Source organism: Streptomyces sp. NPDC057002 (genome assembly GCF_042673825.1).
Taxonomy (GTDB): domain Bacteria; phylum Actinomycetota; class Actinomycetes; order Streptomycetales; family Streptomycetaceae; genus Streptomyces.
In genome coordinates, this window is the sequence record NZ_JBHURZ010000008.1 from 1 (window position 1) to 17,429 (window position 17,429).

A 17,429-nucleotide genomic window follows, 5' to 3' on the forward strand; every position below is an offset into this window, starting at 1 on the left:
CCTCTCGGGCTTTCCTCCGGGCGCTTCCCTTCGGTCTTGCGTTTCCGACTCTATCAGATCTTTCCGATCCGATTTCCTCGGTGCTTTCCAGGTTCTCGCTTCCGCGTTTCCCTTTCCGGCGGTTCCGACTTTATCAGAAGTTTCTGAGTCGGATTTCCCCTCCCTCGGCCGGAGCATGATCCCCGGCGCTGAGTTGGCCGGGTGCCCCGTCGGGAGGAGTTGTAAACCTACTGGAGCGGGGCTCCTCGATGCAAATCGAGGAGCCCCGCTCCTAGTTGGCGCCTGTTCGGGCCCGACGGTCCGTCAGACCTCCACGACCACAGGCAGGATCATCGGCCGGCGCCGGTAGTTGTCCGAGACCCACTTGCCCAGCGTGCGGCGAACGAGCTGCTGCAGCTGGTGGGGTTCGACCACACCGTCCTGGGCGGATCGTTCGAGCACCTCCGTGATCCGGGGAGCCACGTCGCCGAAGGCGGAGTCCTCGATGCCGGAACCGCGGGCCTGGATGTGCGGGCCGCCGGTGATCTTTCCGGTGGACGAGTCGATGACCACGAAGACCGAGATGATGCCCTCGTCGCCGAGGATCTTGCGGTCCTTGAGGGCCGGCTCGCCCACATCGCCGACCGAGAGGCCGTCGACGTAGACATAGCCCGCCTGGACCTTGCCGGAGATCTTCGCCTTGCCCTCGATGAGGTCGACGACCACTCCGTCCTCGGCGATGACGATGCGGTCGTGCGGGACACCGGTGAGGGCGCCCAGTTCGGCGTTGGCGCGCAGGTGGCGCCATTCGCCGTGCACCGGCATGAGGTTCTTCGGGCGGCAGATGTTGTAGAAGTACAGCAGCTCGCCCGCGGACGCGTGGCCGGAGACGTGGACCTTGGCGTTGCCCTTGTGGACCACGTTGGCGCCCCAGCGGGTGAGGCCGTTGATCACGCGGTAGACCGCGTTCTCGTTGCCGGGGATCAGGGACGACGCCAGGATCACCGTGTCGCCGTTGACGATGCGGATCTGGTGGTCGCGGTTGGCCATCCGGGACAGGGCCGCCATCGGTTCGCCCTGGGAGCCCGTGCAGACCAGGACCACCTCGCGGTCGGGAAGGTCGTCGAGCGTCTTGACGTCGACCACCAGGCCCGGCGGGACCTTCAGATAGCCCAGGTCCCTCGCGATGCCCATGTTGCGGACCATCGAGCGACCCACGAAGGCGACCCTGCGGCCGTACTCGTTGGCCGCGTCCAGGATCTGCTGGATGCGGTGGATGTGGCTGGCGAAGCTCGCCACGATGACCCGCTTGCGGGCGTTCCCGAAGACCTGGTGCAGGACGTTGGAGATGTCCCGCTCGGGCGGGACGAACCCCGGGACCTCGGCGTTCGTCGAGTCGGAGAGGAGCAGGTCGATCCCCTCCTCGCTCAGACGTGCGAACGCGTGCAAGTCCGTCAGGCGGTTGTCCAGCGGGAGCTGGTCCATCTTGAAATCGCCCGTGTGGACGACCATGCCCGCCGGGGTGCGGATGGCCACGGCCAGCGCGTCCGGGATGGAGTGGTTGACCGCGACGAACTCGCAGTCGAAGGGGCCGATGCGCTCGCGGTGCCCTTCCGCCACCTCGAGGGTGTACGGGCGGATGCGGTGCTCCTGGAGCTTGGCCTCGATGAGAGCGAGGGTCAGCTTGGAGCCGATCAGCGGGATGTCCGGCTTCTCGCGCAGGAGGAAGGGGACGGCGCCGATGTGGTCCTCGTGGCCGTGCGTGAGGACGATGCCCTCGATGTCGTCGAGGCGGTCCCTGATGGACGAGAAGTCCGGCAGGATCAGGTCGATTCCGGGCTGCTCCTCCTCGGGGAAGAGCACGCCGCAGTCGACGATCAGCAGGCGGCCGCCGTACTCGAAGACCGTCATGTTGCGGCCGATCTCACCGAGACCGCCGAGCGGGGTGACTCGCAGGCCGCCTTCGGGGAGCGGCGGGGGCGAGCCGAGTTCAGGATGCGGATGACTCAAAAGACTCTCCTCACCACGCACGCCACGTACCGGTAGGGCACGTGGCGCGCGTGACGTTCGTGCAGAAGCAGTTGTCTGTGTGGGGTGCGCGGGCACCGGTGGCCCGCTTATTCAGTTGTGAAGCACGCGCGCGGGGGTTCCGCGCGAAGTCTGGTGTCAGAGCTGTACCCCGCCGGCGGCAAGATCGATCTTGAGTTGCTCGATCTCTTCGGGCGCGCACTCGACCATGGGGGCGCGCAGCGGCCCGGCGGGCAGGCCCTTCAGGGCGAGCGCCGCCTTGGTCGTCATCACGCCCTGGGTGCGGAACATGCCCGTGTAGACGGGGAGCAGCTTCTGGTGGATCTCGGTGGCCTTCTGGACATCGCCCGAGGTGTACGCCTCGACCAGGGCGCGCAGCTCGGGGGTGACCACATGTCCGACGACGGAGACGAAGCCGACCGCGCCGACGGAGAGCAGGGGGAGGTTCAGCATGTCGTCGCCGGAGTACCAGGCGAGGCCGGAGGTGGCGATGGCCCAGCTCGCGCGGCCGAGGTCGCCCTTGGCGTCCTTGTTGGCGACGATGCGCGGGTGCTCGGCGAGGCGGACGAGCGTCTCGGTGTTGATCGGGACGCCGCTGCGGCCGGGGATGTCGTAGAGCATGACCGGCAGTCCGGCGGCGTCGGCGATGGCCGTGAAGTGCCGGTAGAGGCCCTCTTGCGGGGGCTTGTTGTAGTACGGCGTCACGACGAGCAGGCCGTGTGCGCCGGTGCGCTCCGCCGCGCGGGCGAGTTGCATGCTGTGGTGGGTGTCGTTCGTGCCGACGCCGGCCACGACGTGGGCGCGGTCGCCCACGGCCTCCAGGACCGCCCGTACGAGATCCGTTTTCTCCGCGTCGCTGGTGGTCGGGGACTCGCCGGTGGTCCCGTTGATGATCAGGCCGTCGTTGCCTGCGTCCACCAGGTGGGTGGCGAGCCGCTGCGCGCCGTCGAGGTCGAGTGCGCCGTCCGCCGTGAAGGGCGTGACCATGGCGGTGAGGACCCGCCCGAAGGGGGTCTGCGGAGTGGAGGTCGGAGCCATGGGTTACACGCTACTCGTTGCTCAGGACCGGGTCTGCCCTAGGGGCAGGCGACAAGTCGCGACAAAGGTGGAGCCCGGCACTGCCTGCTCGGGGGTTCAAGCAGTGCCGGACCCGTTCGATCAGGCTAAGTGAACTTCTGGAAATGCCGCAATACGGACACTTCGCACGGCTGAACCGTACATCTGTGCCTCGTCGGGGAAACGAGCCGCGTTACGGCGCCACGCGTCCGTTCGCATTGAAGGCGGCGTAGGTGAGCGGCATGAGCCGGGCCCACTCGGCCTCCATCTTCTCGCCCACCATCTCGATCTCACGCTGCGGGAAGGACGGGACCTTGGCCAGCTCGTGCTGGGTGCGCAGGCCGAGGAAGTGCATCAGCGAGCGGGCGTTGCAGGTGGCGTACATCGAGGAGTACAGGCCGACCGGGAGGACCGCGCGGGCGACCTCGCGGGCGACGCCGGCGGCGAGCATCTCCTGGTAGGACTCGTACGCCTGCCGGTAGGAGTCCTCCATCACACGGCCGACCAGCTCCTGCTGGGCCTGGGTGCCCTCGACGAAGACGTACTTGCCGGGACGGCCCTCCTGGACCAGCTTGCGGGACTCGTCGGGGACGTAGAAGACCGACTGGAGCTCCCGGTACCGGCCCGACTCCTCGTTGTACGACCAGCCGACGCGGTGCCGCATGAACTCGCGGAAGACGAAGATCGGGGCGCTGATGAAGAAGGTCATCGAGTTGTGCTCGAACGGGCTGCCGTGCCGGTCCCGCATCAGGTAGTTGATCAGGCCCTTGGAGCGCTCGGGGTCCTTGTCCAGCTCGTCCAGGGACTGCTCGCCGAGGGTCGAGACGCGGGCGGCGAAGAGGACGTCCGCGTCGGACGCGGTGTGCTTGACCAGCTCGACGGTGACGTCGCTGCGGTAGCTGGGCTTGGGGTCGTCGGCGGGGGTGTCGGTCACGGTTGGCAGGGCCTTCCCATCTCGTCGTGTGGCGACGTCACTCTACGGCCCGCCGAAATCAGAGCGATCGGTGGCGTGCCGCAATGAAGTCGGTGAAACAGGGCACCTCTGAGGGAGTTCTTTCGTCTCTACTGATGAAAGTGATCCGTTCCACCTCCGAAGGAGAAGCACCCCTGATGTTCGGTCGGCGTGAACCCGTACCGTTTGCCTTCGTCGCCGAGGCCGACAGGTTCCGCAGCAATATCAATCCCCCACCGCGTGAGCGGCTCTCGGTCAGCCAGCAGGCCGGGCGCTGGCTGATGGGCCTGACCATCGTGGCGGGGCTCGTGGGTTCCCTGGTCATCGGGACACCCGCGCTGACGGTCGATCGCGCGGACTCGCATCCGCAGCAGTCGCAGGCGTCCCAGAACCGCTGAGCCACCGCGGGCCGGCGCTGACTCCATCCGGCCCCCTGGCGGTGGTGGCAGTCAGAACAGATCGGTAGCCTCACCGGGCACAGCCCACGCATGGATCGAGTGAGGACCCGCCGTGCCCCTGCCCTTCCTGACGGCCGACCGCGTTTTCGACGCGGCGGACGACGTTCCGCTGCCGCACGAAGACCGTGACACCTGGCGGCGGCCGTACCGCCCCGGGCCGTGGCGGGTGGGGGCGGCGGCGCTGGCGCTGCTGCTCGCCTCGTTCGTGCTGTTCGCCGCGGTCATCATCGCGGCGACGGCCGAACCGGCCTCGGCCGGGCTGGTCTTCGCTCTGGCGCTGCTCGTCATCGCCGGGGCGCTGCGGCTGCTGCGCATGGGCGTGTGGGTGAGCGCGCGCGGGCTGCGGTACGTGGGTTTCCTCGCGACGCGTACGGCGCCCTGGGCGCAGGTCGTCTCGGTGCGCACGGTGCAGCAGCCGGTGCGCTGGCTGGGGCTCCCCCGGACCTTGCAGGGCCAGGCGCTGCTGCTCGTCCGGCGGGGACAGGCCGCGGACGGTGTGCCGGCGCTGCTGACGACGCACAACGCGGACTTCCTGGGCCGGACGGAGGCCTTCGAGCGGGCGGCTGACGCGGTCGAGGCGTGGGCCGACGAATACATCCAGCGCTGACGTCCTGGTGACATGCCGGCGGGGCCGGACCGTGCGCGGTCCGGCCCCGCCGGCATGTCAGGGTGCGGCTCAGGCGGCTTCGGGCTGCTTGCCGTCGTGCAGGGCGATCGCGCGTTGCATCGCCTTGCGGGCGCGCGGGGTGTCGCGGGCGTCGTGGTAGGCGACGGCCAGGCGGAACCAGGTGCGCCAGTCGCCCGGTGCGGCCTCCGTCTCGGCCTTGCGCCGGGCGAAGACCTCGTCGGCCGAGTCCCGGTCGATGCGCCCGCTGGGGGTGCGCTTCAGTTCGTCGACGGGCAGACCGCCCTCGGCGTCGAGTTCGGCGGCGAGCTGGTTGGCCCTGCGGACGAACTGCGTGTTCTTCCACAGGAACCACAGGCCGATGACCGGCAGGATCAGCACCGCGACACCGAACGTGACGGTGAGGGGCGTGCCGGTCTCGATGAGCAGCAGGCCGCGGCTGCCGACCAGGACGAAGTAGACGACCAGGACGGCGGCCGTGAGGGCGTAGGTGAGCTTCGCGCGCATGACGGTCAGATGCTCAGCTCAGGTCCAGGAAGTGTTCCAGGCCGAAGGTCAGGCCGGGAACACTCCCCACGCGGCGGGCGCCGAGCAGGATGCCCGGCATGAAGCTGCTGTGGTGGAGCGAGTCGTGCCGGACCGTCAGGGTCTCGCCCTCGGCGCCGAGCAGGACCTCCTGGTGGGCCAGCAGCCCGCGCAGCCGGACGGCGTGCACCGGGACTCCGTCGACGTCGGCACCGCGGGCGCCGTCCAGGGCGGTGGTCGTGGCGTCGGGGGCGGGGGCGGTGCCAGCCTCACGGCGGGCCTCGGCGATGAGCTGGGCGGTGCGCGTGGCGGTGCCGGAGGGGGCGTCCACCTTGTTCGGGTGGTGCAGCTCGACGACCTCGACGGACTCGAAGTACGGGGCGGCGAGCTGCGCGAACTTCATGGTCAGGACGGCCCCGATGGAGAAGTTCGGCGCGATGAGCACACCCGTCTCCGGTGACCGGTCCAGCCAGCCCTTCAGCTGCGCGAGGCGCTCGTCGGTCCAGCCGGTGGTGCCGACGACCGCGTGGATGCCGTGGCGTACGCAGTAGTCGAGGTTGGCCATGACCGAGTCGGGCGTGGTCAGTTCGACCACGACCTGGGCGCCGGTCTCGGCCAGCGTCTCCAGCTTGTCGCCCCGGCCCAGGGCGGCCACCAGTTCCATGTCCTCGGCGGCCTCGACGGCCCGTACGGCTTCCGAGCCGATCCGGCCCTTGGCACCGAGGACCGCCACGCGCAGCTTGCTCATCTCTTGTGCTTCCTTCACCAGGGGGTTCGTCAGGCGACAGCGTCGTGCAGGCGGGCCGCCTGTTTGTCCTTCAGCGGGCCGATGACCGACAGGGAAGGCCGCCGTCCCAGGATCTCGCGGGCGACCGAGCGGACGTCGTCCGGGGTGACCGACGTTATCCGGGCCAGCATGTCGTCGACGGACATCTGCTCGCCCCAGCACAGCTCGCTCTTGCCGATGCGGTTCATCAGCGCGCCGGTGTCCTCGAGGCCGAGGACCGTGGAGCCCTGGAGCTGGCCGATGGCGCGCCCTATCTCGTCGTCGGACAGGCCGTGCTCGGCGACCTGGTCGAGTTCGTCGCGGCAGATCTTCAGCACGTCGTGCACCTGCGAGGGCCTGCACCCGGCGTACACGCCGAACAGGCCGCAGTCGGCGAAGCCGGAGGTGTACGAGTACACGCTGTAGGCCAGGCCGCGCTTCTCGCGCACCTCCTGGAAGAGGCGGGACGACATGCCGCCGCCGAGCGCGGTGTTGAGCACGCCCATGGCCCAGCGCCGCTCGTCCGTGCGGGACAGGCCCGGCATGCCGAGCACGATGTGCGCCTGCTCGGTCTTGCGGTCGATCAGCTCCAGGCGGCCCGCGGTGCGCAGGGCGCGCCGGCCACCGCGCGGGGCGACGGGCTCGGCGCCCGGTTCCTTGAAGGCACCGGCCTTCTCGAAGGCGGCGCGGACCTGCCGTACGACCTTGGCGTGGTCGACGTTGCCCGCGCAGGCGACCACGAGGTGGGTCGGGTCGTAGTGCTTCTTGTAGAAGCGGCGGATGCGGTCGGCGGTGAGGGCGTTGACCGTGTCGACCGTGCCGAGGACCGGGCGGCCGAGGGGGTTGTCGCCGAACATCGTGTGCGCGAACAGGTCGTGCACGCAGTCGCCCGGGTCGTCCTCGGTCATGGCGATCTCTTCGAGGATGGCGCCCCGCTCGACGTCGACGTCCTCCTCGAGGATGCGGGAGCCCGTCAGCATGTCGCAGACGACGTCGATGGCGAGCGGCAGGTCGGTGTCGAGCACGCGCGCGTAGTAGCACGTGTACTCCTTCGCCGTGAACGCGTTCATCTCGCCGCCGACCGCGTCGATCGCGGCGGAGATGTCCAGGGCGGACCTGCGGTCGGTGCCCTTGAAGAGCAGGTGCTCCAGGTAGTGCGTGGCGCCGTTCAGAGCCGGGGTCTCGTCGCGGGAGCCGACGTGTGCCCAGATGCCGAAGGTCGCGGAGCGGACCGAGGGCAGGGTCTCGGTGACGATGCGCAGGCCGCCGGGCAGGGTGGTCTTGCGGACCGTGCCGATGCCGTTGGTGCCCTTGATCAAGGTTTGGGTACGGGCGACGGCCCGCGCCTCCGAGGAGATGCGGGCCGTCGCCGTCGAGCTGCTCGACGTCACTTGTCGGTGTCGTCCTTCGTCTCTGCGTCTTCTTCGCCCTCGATCACGGGGATGAGGGAGAGCTTGCCGCGGGAGTCGATCTCGGCGATCTCGACCTGGACCTTGTGGCCCACACCGAGGACGTCCTCGACGTTCTCCACGCGCTTGCCGCCGGCGAGCTTGCGGATCTGCGAGATGTGCAGCAGACCGTCCTTGCCCGGCAGCAGCGACACGAACGCGCCGAAGGTGGTCGTCTTCACGACCGTACCCAGGTAGCGCTCGCCGACCTCCGGCATGGTCGGGTTGGCGATGCCGTTGATCGTCGTGCGAGCGGCTTCGGCGGACGGTCCGTCGACCGCGCCGATGTAGATCGTGCCGTCGTCCTCGATCGTGATGTCGGCGCCGGTGTCCTCCTGGATCTGGTTGATCATCTTGCCCTTGGGGCCGATGACCTCACCGATCTTGTCCACGGGGATCTTGACGGTGATGATCCGCGGGGCGTTCGGGGACATCTCGTCAGGCGTGTCGATCGCTTCCATCATCACGTCGAGGATGTGGAGGCGGGCGTCACGGGCCTGCTTGAGGGCGGCGGCCAGGACGGAGGCCGGGATGCCGTCCAGCTTGGTGTCCAGCTGGAGGGCGGTCACGAAGTCCTTCGTGCCGGCGACCTTGAAGTCCATGTCGCCGAAGGCGTCCTCCGCACCGAGGATGTCGGTGAGGGTGACGTAGTGCGTCTCGCCCTCGATCTCCTGGGAGATCAGGCCCATGGCGATACCGGCGACCGGGGCCTTCAGGGGCACACCGGCGTTCAGCAGCGACATGGTGGAGGCGCAGACCGAGCCCATGGACGTCGAGCCGTTCGAGCTCAGCGCCTCGGAGACCTGGCGGATCGCGTAGGGGAACTCCTCACGCGTCGGCAGGACCGGCACCAGGGCGCGCTCGGCGAGGGCGCCGTGGCCGATCTCGCGGCGCTTCGGGGAGCCGACGCGGCCCGTCTCGCCGGTGGAGTACGGCGGGAAGTTGTAGTTGTGCATGTAGCGCTTGCGCGTCACCGGCGACAGCGTGTCCAGCTGCTGCTCCATGCGGAGCATGTTCAGCGTCGTGACGCCCAGGATCTGGGTCTCGCCACGCTCGAACACGGCGGAGCCGTGGACGCGCGGGATGGCCTCGACCTCGGCGGCCAGGGTGCGGATATCGGTGACACCGCGGCCGTCGATGCGCTTCTTCTCCTTGATGACACGCTCACGGACCAGGGTCTTGGTCAGCGAGCGGTACGCGGCGGAGATCTCCTTCTCGCGGCCCTCGAACTCCGGCAGGAGCTTCTCGGCGGCGAGCGCCTTGACGCGGTCCAGCTCGGACTCGCGCTCCTGCTTGCCGGCGATGGTCAGCGCGGAGGCGAGCTCCGGCTTGACGGCGGCGGTGAGCGCCTCCAGGACGTCGTCCTGGTAGTCCAGGAAGATCGGGAACTCGCCGGTCGGCTTGGCGGCCTTGGCGGCGAGGTCCGACTGGGCCTTGCAGAGCACCTTGATGAAGGGCTTCGCGGCGTCCAGACCGGCGGCGACGACCTCCTCGGTCGGCGCCTCGGAGCCGCCCTCGACCAGCTTGATGGTCTTCTCGGTGGCCTCGGCCTCGACCATCATGATCGCGACGTCGCCGTCCTCGAGGGTGCGGCCCGCGACGACCATGTCGAAGACGGCGTCCTCGAGCTCGGAGTGCGTCGGGAAGGCCACCCACTGGCCGTTGATCAGCGCGACGCGGACGCCGCCGATCGGGCCGGAGAAGGGCAGACCGGCCAGCTGCGTGGACGCGGAGGCGGCGTTGATCGCCACGACGTCGTACAGGTGGTCGGGGTTGAGCGCCATGATCGTGGCGACGACCTGGATCTCGTTGCGCAGGCCCTTCTTGAAGGAGGGGCGCAGCGGGCGGTCGATCAGGCGGCAGGTGAGGATCGCGTCCTCGGAGGGACGGCCCTCGCGGCGGAAGAAGCTGCCGGGGATCTTGCCGGCGGCGTACATCCGCTCCTCGACGTCCACCGTGAGCGGGAAGAAGTCGAGCTGGTCCTTGGGGTTCTTGGAGGCGGTGGTGGCCGACAGCACCATGGTGTCGTCGTCCAGGTACGCCACGGCGGAACCGGCGGCCTGCTTGGCCAGGCGGCCCGTCTCGAAGCGGATGGTGCGGGTGCCGAAGGCGCCATTGTCGATGACGGCCTCGGCGTAGTGGGTCTCGTTCTCCACTAGCGTTATCTCCTCGTCTTCGTCTCCTGCTGCCCGTGTGGCAGGGAGACGGTTGCGGAGAGCGCGCCGGGCTGTGCGGGCCGGTCTTCGATCGAAGCACCCGGGGCTCGCATTCCCCCGGGGGCCACTACCGAGGACCGGCGGCGGCTAGGTGCGCTTCTCCTCGTTCTGTGTCGTACGTCCTGTGTCGTACGACATGCGTTGTGCTACCACACTACAAAGCGGTGGTGACACTCCGCACGTACAGCAAAGGGAGCGGTCCCCTTTCCCCGGGAACCGCTCCCCTCACGACGTCTTACTTGGCGCCCGCCGCACCACGGCGGATGCCGAGGCGGTCGACCAGCGCACGGAAGCGCTGGATGTCCTTCTTCGCCAGGTACTGGAGAAGGCGGCGACGCTGACCCACCAGGATCAGCAGGCCACGGCGGGAGTGGTGGTCGTGCTTGTGGGTCTTGAGGTGCTCGGTCAGGTCCGAGATGCGGCGCGAGAGCATGGCGACCTGGACCTCGGGGGAGCCGGTGTCGCCCTCCTTCTGGCCGAACTCGGTGATGATCTGCTTCTTCGTAGCGGCGTCGAGCGGCACGCGTACTCCTCGTAGTCTGTGATCGCCACCGAGTGCCCCCGGTCTGTGTCTCGGGGGAGCTTCCGTTACTCGGGAGGCGGGGTCCGCTGGGCGCGGCCTCCAGGGCGGTGAGCTCCGGGGGTGCGTACACAAACGGCCGTCGACCAGGGTACCAGGCGGTCAGGGGCGTCTTTGCCCTGGTCTCCGAACCTCCCGGCCGGGACGCAGGGGGCCACTAGGGTGAGCGGGTTCGGATCGTCCGTATGTCGATGATCCGCGCTTCGGGAACGGGTACGTCGGGAAGGGGTCGCTGCGGCATGGCGGAGACGGCTGAGGAGATCAAGGCACGCAAGGAGCGGGAGCGGGACGAGCTCTACGCCCTCGACATCTCGGGGGTCGAGTGGCACAGCGCGCCGGGCACCGAGGAGCACGAGGAGCGGGTCGAGATCGCGTACCTGCCCGAGGGGGCCGTTGCCATGCGGTCCTCGCTCGATCCGGACACGGTGCTGCGCTACACGGAGGCGGAGTGGCGGGCGTTCGTGCTGGGGGCGCGGGACGGCGAGTTCGATCTGGAGCCGGGGGCGCGCGACGCAGGGCCGCAAGCCGGGCAGTAGGTCCGGCGGGTGTACGAGGGGTGAGCGACTGCCGGCTCACCCCTCGTCGCGTTCCGCGGCCGGGCCTGCGTCCCTCAAGCCGCCTGCGCGGCAAGGTGGTTCGACATTCTTCACAGGTATCGCCCTTTTTGTTCACCAAAGTGATTGCTGCGTATGTCAGTTCTGAGCACCTTCCGGGCGGGTTGTGACGCGACGGACGGGTGCTCGGGGGTGGACGGGCCTGCCGAGGTGGGGCTTGTGGTGATTAGGCTGGGACGGGGCGCGACGTCAGAACCCGTGGAGTGGGCGTCGGTGTCCCAGGGGGAAGCGGGGGAGTTTGTGGATTCGGACGACCTCGGACGACAAGCAAGGGTCGCCCCAGCACGGCATGAGGGTGCTCGACCACACCAGGAGGAACACTGTGAGCAGCGATCGGGACGGGATCCGCGGGGGCTGGGCGACACCCGGCGATGACCAGCCCGACGCGGAGTCCGCAGCAGAGGTGACGGGCGAGTTCACCATCGACTACGCGCCGCCCGCCTGGTACACGCAGAACGCCTCGGCGAGTTCGAGCTCGGGGCAGGGGGCGGGTGCGTCCGAGGACTCCAGTGCTTCCGGGGCGCCCGCGAACTCCGGGGGCTCCGGGGCGCCGAAGGGGCCGGTGCCGCCGCTGCCGGGGCTCACTCCGCCGCCGCACGCGAATGCCTCCGGCGGGACCTCGTCCCTTCCGGGGCAGAACTCCGGTTCGTCTCCGGCACCGGCACCGGCACCGGCGCCGGCACCCGGGGCGCCTTTCACGCCGCCCGCGCCGCCGCCTGCTCCGGGCGCTCCGTTCACGCCTCCCGCGCCCGCGCCGGGTACGCCCTTCACGCCGCCCGCGCCCTCCGGCGAGGGTCCTTCCGCCGTTCCCAGGCTTCCGATGAAGGGCGGCTTCGAGCCGCAGGTGTCGCAGTCTCAGGCGCGGCCCGAGACGCCCGCGGCGGATCCGGCCTCTCCTACGGCGTTGCCGAACATCCCCGTGAGTGGGTACCAGGCGCAGTGGACGCCGTCGGCTCCGCCGGAGGCCCCGGTTGCGCCTGCCACTCCGGAGCAGCCGCCGGTGGCTCCGGCCGCTGCGGAGGTTCCGGCGACTCCGGCCGCTCCGGTTGCCGAAGAGGTCGAAGAAGCCGAGGAAGTCGAGGAAATCGAGGAAATCGAGTCGGGGAACGGTGATCTGGAGAGCGGTGCCACCATGCGCTTCTCCGCCGTCGCCCTGAAGCGGGAGATCGCGGAGCGTGCCGCCGAGGCGGAGGCTGAGACTCAGCTCGAGCCGGTGGACGAGGAGCAGGTCAAGGACGGGGACGGGGACGAGGAGCAGGACTCGGGCGGTGACGTCGAGGGTTCGCCCTCCGCTGACGCCGATGAGGCCAGTGACGATGTCTCCTCCGAGCCTGCGGACGCGGTGGACGTGGCTGACGCCGAGGACGAAGACGAGGACGCGGACTCGGCTTCGGAAGATGCGGCGGCGGAGGCCGAGTCCGACGAGGCCGTGTCGCAGGATGACGAACCTCAGGACTGGGTGCCCGCGCCTCCGGCGCCGCCGACTCCCGAGCCCGACTCCGTGACCGTGGATGAGGACTCCGCCGCTCCCGAGCCCGCCGACGCGGAGCCCTCGGACGCCGTGCCTATGGACTCCGTTTCCGAGGACAGCGTTCCCGAGGACAGCGTTCCGCAGGACGCCGCCGGGCCCGATGCGTCCGACGCCCCGCCCGCCTGGACTCCCCCGGCCCCGCAGGGCGTGCCGCCGCTGCCGCCGTCGTACCAGCCGGCCGCGCCGGCGCCCGCGAACCAGTGGCCCGCACAGCCGCAGGCACAGCCCACGGATCCGAACACGCCGGCTCAGCCGCAGCCGACGGCCGCGCAGGGGCAGCCGCCCGTGCCGCCCCAGCCGTCGGTACCGGCCCAGCAGCCGCCGTTCCAGCCGCAGGCGCCGCAGCCCGCGCCTGCCGCCTGGAACCAGCAGGCCGCACCGACGCCGCCGCACCAGCCGCCCGCCCAGCCCGCACCGCGGCCCGGCGGCTACGGCTTCCCGCAGCAGGGCGGTCCGGCCCCGGCCGCGCCGAACCCGCAGGGTGGCTACGGCTTCCCTCAGCAGGGCGCCCCGGCCCCGGCGGCCCAGCAGCCCGACACCCCACCGACCCCCGCACCCAACGCGCAGGGCGGATACGGCTTCCCGCACCCGGGCGCCCCGGCCCCGGCCGCTCAGCAGCCCCCGGCCCAGCAGCCCGAGGCCCCGCCGACCCCCGCACCGAACCCGCAGGGTGGCTACGGTTTCCCGCACCCGGGCGCACCCACCCCCCAAGGCGGCTACGGCTTCCCCCACCCCGGCGCCCCGGCCCCGGCCGCTCAGCAGCCCCCGGCCCAGCAGCCGGAGGTCCCGCCTGCCCCCGCACCGAACCCCCAGGGCGGATACGGCTTCCCGCAGCAGGGCGCACCCGCCCCGGCGGCCCAGCAGCCCCCGGCCCAGCAGCCCGGCACCCCGCCGGCCCCCGCGCCCCACGCGCAGGGTGGTTATGGCTTCCCGCAGCAGGGCGGGCCGGCTCCTGCGGGGCCCGACCCGCAGGGTGGATACGGCTTCCCGCAGCAGCCCCCGGCCCAGCCTCAGCCGCAGCCCGGTGTGCCCCCGCAGGCGCAGCCGCCGTACCCCGGGCAGGCCGAGCGGCCGATGCATCCGGGGCAGCAGCCCGTGGACCCGCGGACCGGGGCCGCCTGGCCGCAGCCCATGCAGCATGACCAGCGGCAGCCGACCAACCCCGGTGCCGCCCCGCTCGGTTACACCGCCGCGGTGGAGCTGTCGTCCGACCGGCTGCTCAACAGCAAGAGGCAGAAGGCGAAGAGCAGCCGTCCGGCGGCCGGTGGCGGCCGGTTCAAGATCGGTGGCAAGAAGGAGGAGGCCGAGCGGCAGCGGAAGCTGGAGCTGATCCGCACGCCCGTGCTGTCCTGCTACCGGATCGCCGTGATCAGCCTCAAGGGCGGCGTCGGCAAGACGACCACGACCACCGCGCTCGGCTCGACGCTCGCCACCGAGCGGCAGGACAAGATCCTCGCGATCGACGCCAACCCGGACGCCGGCACCCTCGGGCGCCGTGTGCGGCGGGAGACCGGGGCCACCATCCGTGACCTGGTCCAGGCGATCCCGCACCTCAACTCGTACATGGACATCCGGCGCTTCACGTCCCAGGCTCCCTCCGGGCTGGAGATCATCGCCAACGACGTCGACCCGGCCGTGTCCACGACCTTCAACGACGAGGACTACCGGCGCGCGATCGACGTGCTGGGCAAGCAGTACCCGGTGATCCTCACCGACTCGGGTACCGGTCTGCTCTACAGCGCGATGCGCGGTGTGCTGGACCTCGCCGACCAGCTCATCATCATCTCGACCCCGTCCGTGGACGGTGCGAGCAGCGCGAGCACGACGCTGGACTGGCTGTCCGCGCACGGGTACTCCGACCTCGTCTCGCGATCCCTCACCGTCATCTCCGGTGTGCGCGAGACCGGCAAGATGATCAAGGTCGAGGACATCGTGTCGCACTTCGAGACGCGCTGCCGGGGCGTCGTCGTCGTGCCGTTCGACGAGCATCTCTCCGCCGGTGCCGAGGTCAACCTCGACATGATGCGGCCGAAGGTGCGGGAGGCGTACTTCAACCTCGCGGCGCTGATCGCCGAGGACTTCACCCGCCACCAGCAGGCGCACGGCCTGTGGACCTCCGACGGCAACCCGCCGCCGGTGGCCGCCCCGCCGCTGCCCGGCCAGCAGGTCCCCGGCCAGCCCGGCCCGTACCCGCAGCAGCCTCAGCAGCCGCAGCCCGGCCAGCCGTACCCCCAGCCCGGACAGCCGTACCCCCAGCCGGGCCAGCCGCCGGGCCAGCCGTATCCGCAGGCCGCGGGTCAGCCGCCGTACCCGCAGCCGGGTCAGCCGCCGTACCCACAGCAGCCGCAGCCCGGGCAGCCGTACGCGCAGCCCGGGCAGCCCCCGGCCGCTCCCCCGCAGCCGGGCTACGGCTACCCCCAGCAGGGCCGGCCCGGGCAGCCCGGTTACCCGGCTCAGCCCGACGGTCAGACCCCGCCGCCTCCGCCTCCGACGCAGTAGTCGCCTCACCCGATCGGCCCCTTTCGAGGGGCCGTTCGCCTTCCGGGCCCGCGCCGTTCCCACTCGGCGCGGGCTTCGGCGCGTTCAGGGGCGAAATCCGTTGCCAGCCCCTGGCCAGGAGGGCGTCAGTGGTCTCGACCAATGAGTGCGGATAGCTCGCCAATTCGTTATTTCCGCAGGCCACAAGGGGTGAACGCGCCGTTGACGGGTGGAGACGGCCGCTGATACACACACATCAAAACGTCTGACAGCTGATCAACCCGTCCTTCCCGTCCGAGCGATGACGCGAGGTCCGACCATGGGCACGAACGATCAGACACGCAGCCTCCCGCGCGGCCTCCGGCTCGTCGCCGCGGCCGGGGCGGCCGCGCTCACCCTCACCGCCGGGCTCGCGACCCCGCTCGATCCGGCGCCCCGGCAGGCCCGGGCGGCCGGCGACGGCAAGGTGCTGACCGTCGCGGTGGCGCAGAGCGTGGACTCGCTCAGCCCGTTCCTGGCGGTCCGGCTGCTCAGTACGAGCATTCACCGGCTCATGTACGAGTACCTGACCAACTACGACCCCAAGGACAACCACGCCATCCCGGGCCTGGCCACCAAGTGGGAGTCGTCGCCGGACAAGCTGACCTGGACGTACACGATCCGCTCGAACTCCAAGTGGTCGGACGGCAAACAGGCCACCGCCCAGGACGCGGCGTGGACGTTCAACAAGATGATGACCGACGACGGCGCGGCCACGGCGAACGGCAGCTACGTCGGCAACTTCAAGAAGGTGACCGCACCGAGCCCCACCGAGCTGGTCATCGAGCTGAAGAAGCCGCAGGCCACGATGACGTCCCTCGATGTGCCGATCGTGCCGAAGCACGTGTGGGAGAAGGTCTCGGACTTCTCCGAGTTCAACAACGACAAGAGCTTCCCCGTCGTCGGGAACGGGCCGTTCACGCTGACCGACTACAAGGCGGACAGCTACGTACGGCTCGAGGCCAACAAGGGGTTCTGGCGCGGGACGCCGAAGTTCGACGAGGTCGTCTTCCGCTACTACAAGGACCAGGACGCGGCGGTGTCGGCGCTGCGCAAGGGCGAGGTGTCCTTCGTCGCCGGATCGCCGTCCCTGACGCCGGCTCAGGCGGCGTCCCTGGAGGGCGCGGACGACATCCAGGTCAACGACGCCCCCGGCCGCCGCTTCTACGCCCTCGCCACCAACCCGGGCGCGAAGGCCAAGAACGGCAAGAAGTTCGGCGACGGCCACCCCTCCCTGCTGGACCAGCGGGTGCGCAACGCGCTGTTCATGGCCGTCGACCGCGAGGCCATCATCGAAAAGGTGTTCCAGGGGCATGCCGTCGAGGGCGAGGGCTACATCCCGCCGCGCTTCCCGCAGTACCACTGGAAGCCGTCCCCGGACCAGAAGCTGGCGTACGACCCGGCCGAGGCGGCCCGGCTGCTCGACCAGGCGGGTTACAAGAAGAACGGCGACGGCAAGCGCGTCGGCAAGGACGGCAAGCCCATCAGCTACCGCGTGCTGTGCCACGCCACCGACCCGAACGACAAGGCGGTCGGCAAGTACCTCCAGGAGTGGTGGGGCAAGCTCGGCATCGGCGTCCAGCTCAACTGCCTGGACAACGTGACCGACCCCTGGCTCGCCGGGAAGTACGACCTGGCGTTCGACGGCTGGTCGGTCAACCCCGACCCGGACTTCGTGATGTCCATCCACACCTGCGGTGCCCTCCCGGCGACCCCGGAGGACACGGGGGCCACCGACAACTTCATCTGCGACAAGAAGTACGACGAGCTCTACGCCCGGCAGCTCGCCGAGTACGACCCCGCCAAACGGGCGGACATCGTCCAGCAGATGGAGTCGCGACTGTACGACCTCGGGTACATGAACGTCATGGCGTATCCGAACGCGGTCGAGGCCTACCGGACGGACCAGATCAAGTCGATCACCACCATGCCGGCGAAGGCGGGGAACATCTACGGCCAGGACGGCTACTGGAGCTGGTGGTCGGCCGTCCCGGCGGACTCCGGCGGCTCGTCGGACAACGCCTTGTCGACGGGGGTCGTGGTCGCGATCGTCGCCGGTGTCGTCATCCTCGCCGGGCTCGGCGGATTCGCTGCCATGCGGCGGCGGGCCACCGCCGAGGAGCGCGAGTAGCGC

Annotated in this window: 13 protein-coding genes; 5 read left to right on the forward strand and 8 right to left on the reverse strand. The window is 70.1% G+C overall.

What is annotated here, in order from left to right; translation table 11 throughout:
- Positions 1-303: 303 nt before the first annotated feature.
- The 3 genes from ACFT32_RS33260 to thyX form a co-directional block, all read right to left on the reverse strand.
- Entirely contained in the window at positions 304-1,989 is a 1,686-nt protein-coding gene (locus tag ACFT32_RS33260) for a ribonuclease J (RefSeq protein ID WP_382496707.1), read from the reverse strand.
- Between the two features lie 156 nt (positions 1,990-2,145).
- Complete coding sequence (gene dapA, locus ACFT32_RS33265) at positions 2,146-3,045, reverse strand: 4-hydroxy-tetrahydrodipicolinate synthase (protein ID WP_382496709.1); 900 nt, start codon at positions 3,043-3,045, stop codon at positions 2,146-2,148.
- A 211-nt stretch (positions 3,046-3,256) separates the two neighbouring features.
- Positions 3,257-3,997, reverse strand: coding sequence for an FAD-dependent thymidylate synthase (gene thyX / locus ACFT32_RS33270; RefSeq protein WP_382496710.1), 741 nt, complete (start codon positions 3,995-3,997; stop codon positions 3,257-3,259).
- A gap of 176 nt (positions 3,998-4,173) precedes the next feature.
- On the opposite strand from thyX, the gene ACFT32_RS33275 reads away from it, so the two are divergent.
- Both ACFT32_RS33275 and ACFT32_RS33280 read left to right on the forward strand, forming a co-directional pair.
- A complete protein-coding gene (locus ACFT32_RS33275) occupies positions 4,174-4,413 on the forward strand; it encodes a hypothetical protein (protein WP_382497400.1) in 240 nt (79 codons plus the stop codon).
- 112 nt (positions 4,414-4,525) lie between these two features.
- Entirely contained in the window at positions 4,526-5,080 is a 555-nt protein-coding gene (locus ACFT32_RS33280) for a PH domain-containing protein (RefSeq protein WP_382496712.1), read from the forward strand.
- A 69-nt stretch (positions 5,081-5,149) separates the two neighbouring features.
- On the opposite strand, the gene ACFT32_RS33285 is transcribed toward ACFT32_RS33280, so the two are convergent.
- The 5 genes from ACFT32_RS33285 to rpsO all read right to left on the reverse strand — a co-directional run bounded on the left by ACFT32_RS33285 (position 5,150) and on the right by rpsO (position 10,576).
- Positions 5,150-5,605: a hypothetical protein gene (locus ACFT32_RS33285; RefSeq protein ID WP_382496714.1), complete on the reverse strand. Its 456-nt coding sequence runs from the start codon at positions 5,603-5,605 to the stop codon at positions 5,150-5,152.
- A 13-nt stretch (positions 5,606-5,618) separates the two neighbouring features.
- Positions 5,619-6,371 (reverse strand): 4-hydroxy-tetrahydrodipicolinate reductase, encoded by a 753-nt coding sequence (gene dapB / locus ACFT32_RS33290; RefSeq protein ID WP_382496716.1) that lies wholly within the window; start codon positions 6,369-6,371, stop codon positions 5,619-5,621.
- 29 nt (positions 6,372-6,400) lie between these two features.
- Positions 6,401-7,780 carry a M16 family metallopeptidase gene (locus tag ACFT32_RS33295; protein WP_382496718.1) on the reverse strand — a complete coding sequence of 460 codons (1,380 nt, stop codon included), beginning with the start codon at positions 7,778-7,780 and terminating at the stop codon, positions 6,401-6,403.
- Complete coding sequence (locus tag ACFT32_RS33300) at positions 7,777-9,993, reverse strand: polyribonucleotide nucleotidyltransferase (protein ID WP_382496720.1); 2,217 nt, start codon at positions 9,991-9,993, stop codon at positions 7,777-7,779. The genes ACFT32_RS33295 and ACFT32_RS33300 overlap by 4 nt, the downstream gene beginning before the upstream one ends.
- Before the next feature lie 295 nt (positions 9,994-10,288).
- Positions 10,289-10,576: a 30S ribosomal protein S15 gene (rpsO, locus tag ACFT32_RS33305; RefSeq protein ID WP_003993372.1), complete on the reverse strand. Its 288-nt coding sequence runs from the start codon at positions 10,574-10,576 to the stop codon at positions 10,289-10,291.
- 296 nt (positions 10,577-10,872) lie between these two features.
- Between rpsO and ACFT32_RS33310 the strand changes: the two genes are divergently transcribed.
- The 3 genes from ACFT32_RS33310 (at position 10,873) to ACFT32_RS33320 (ending at position 17,426) form a co-directional block, all read left to right on the forward strand.
- Positions 10,873-11,169 carry a DUF397 domain-containing protein gene (locus tag ACFT32_RS33310; RefSeq protein ID WP_382496722.1) on the forward strand — a complete coding sequence of 99 codons (297 nt, stop codon included), beginning with the start codon at positions 10,873-10,875 and terminating at the stop codon, positions 11,167-11,169.
- Between the two features lie 367 nt (positions 11,170-11,536).
- Positions 11,537-15,277: an SCO5717 family growth-regulating ATPase gene (locus tag ACFT32_RS33315; RefSeq protein WP_382496724.1), complete on the forward strand. Its 3,741-nt coding sequence runs from the start codon at positions 11,537-11,539 to the stop codon at positions 15,275-15,277.
- A 298-nt stretch (positions 15,278-15,575) separates the two neighbouring features.
- Positions 15,576-17,426 (forward strand): ABC transporter substrate-binding protein, encoded by a 1,851-nt coding sequence (locus ACFT32_RS33320; RefSeq protein ID WP_382496726.1) that lies wholly within the window; start codon positions 15,576-15,578, stop codon positions 17,424-17,426.
- Positions 17,427-17,429 lie beyond the last annotated feature (3 nt).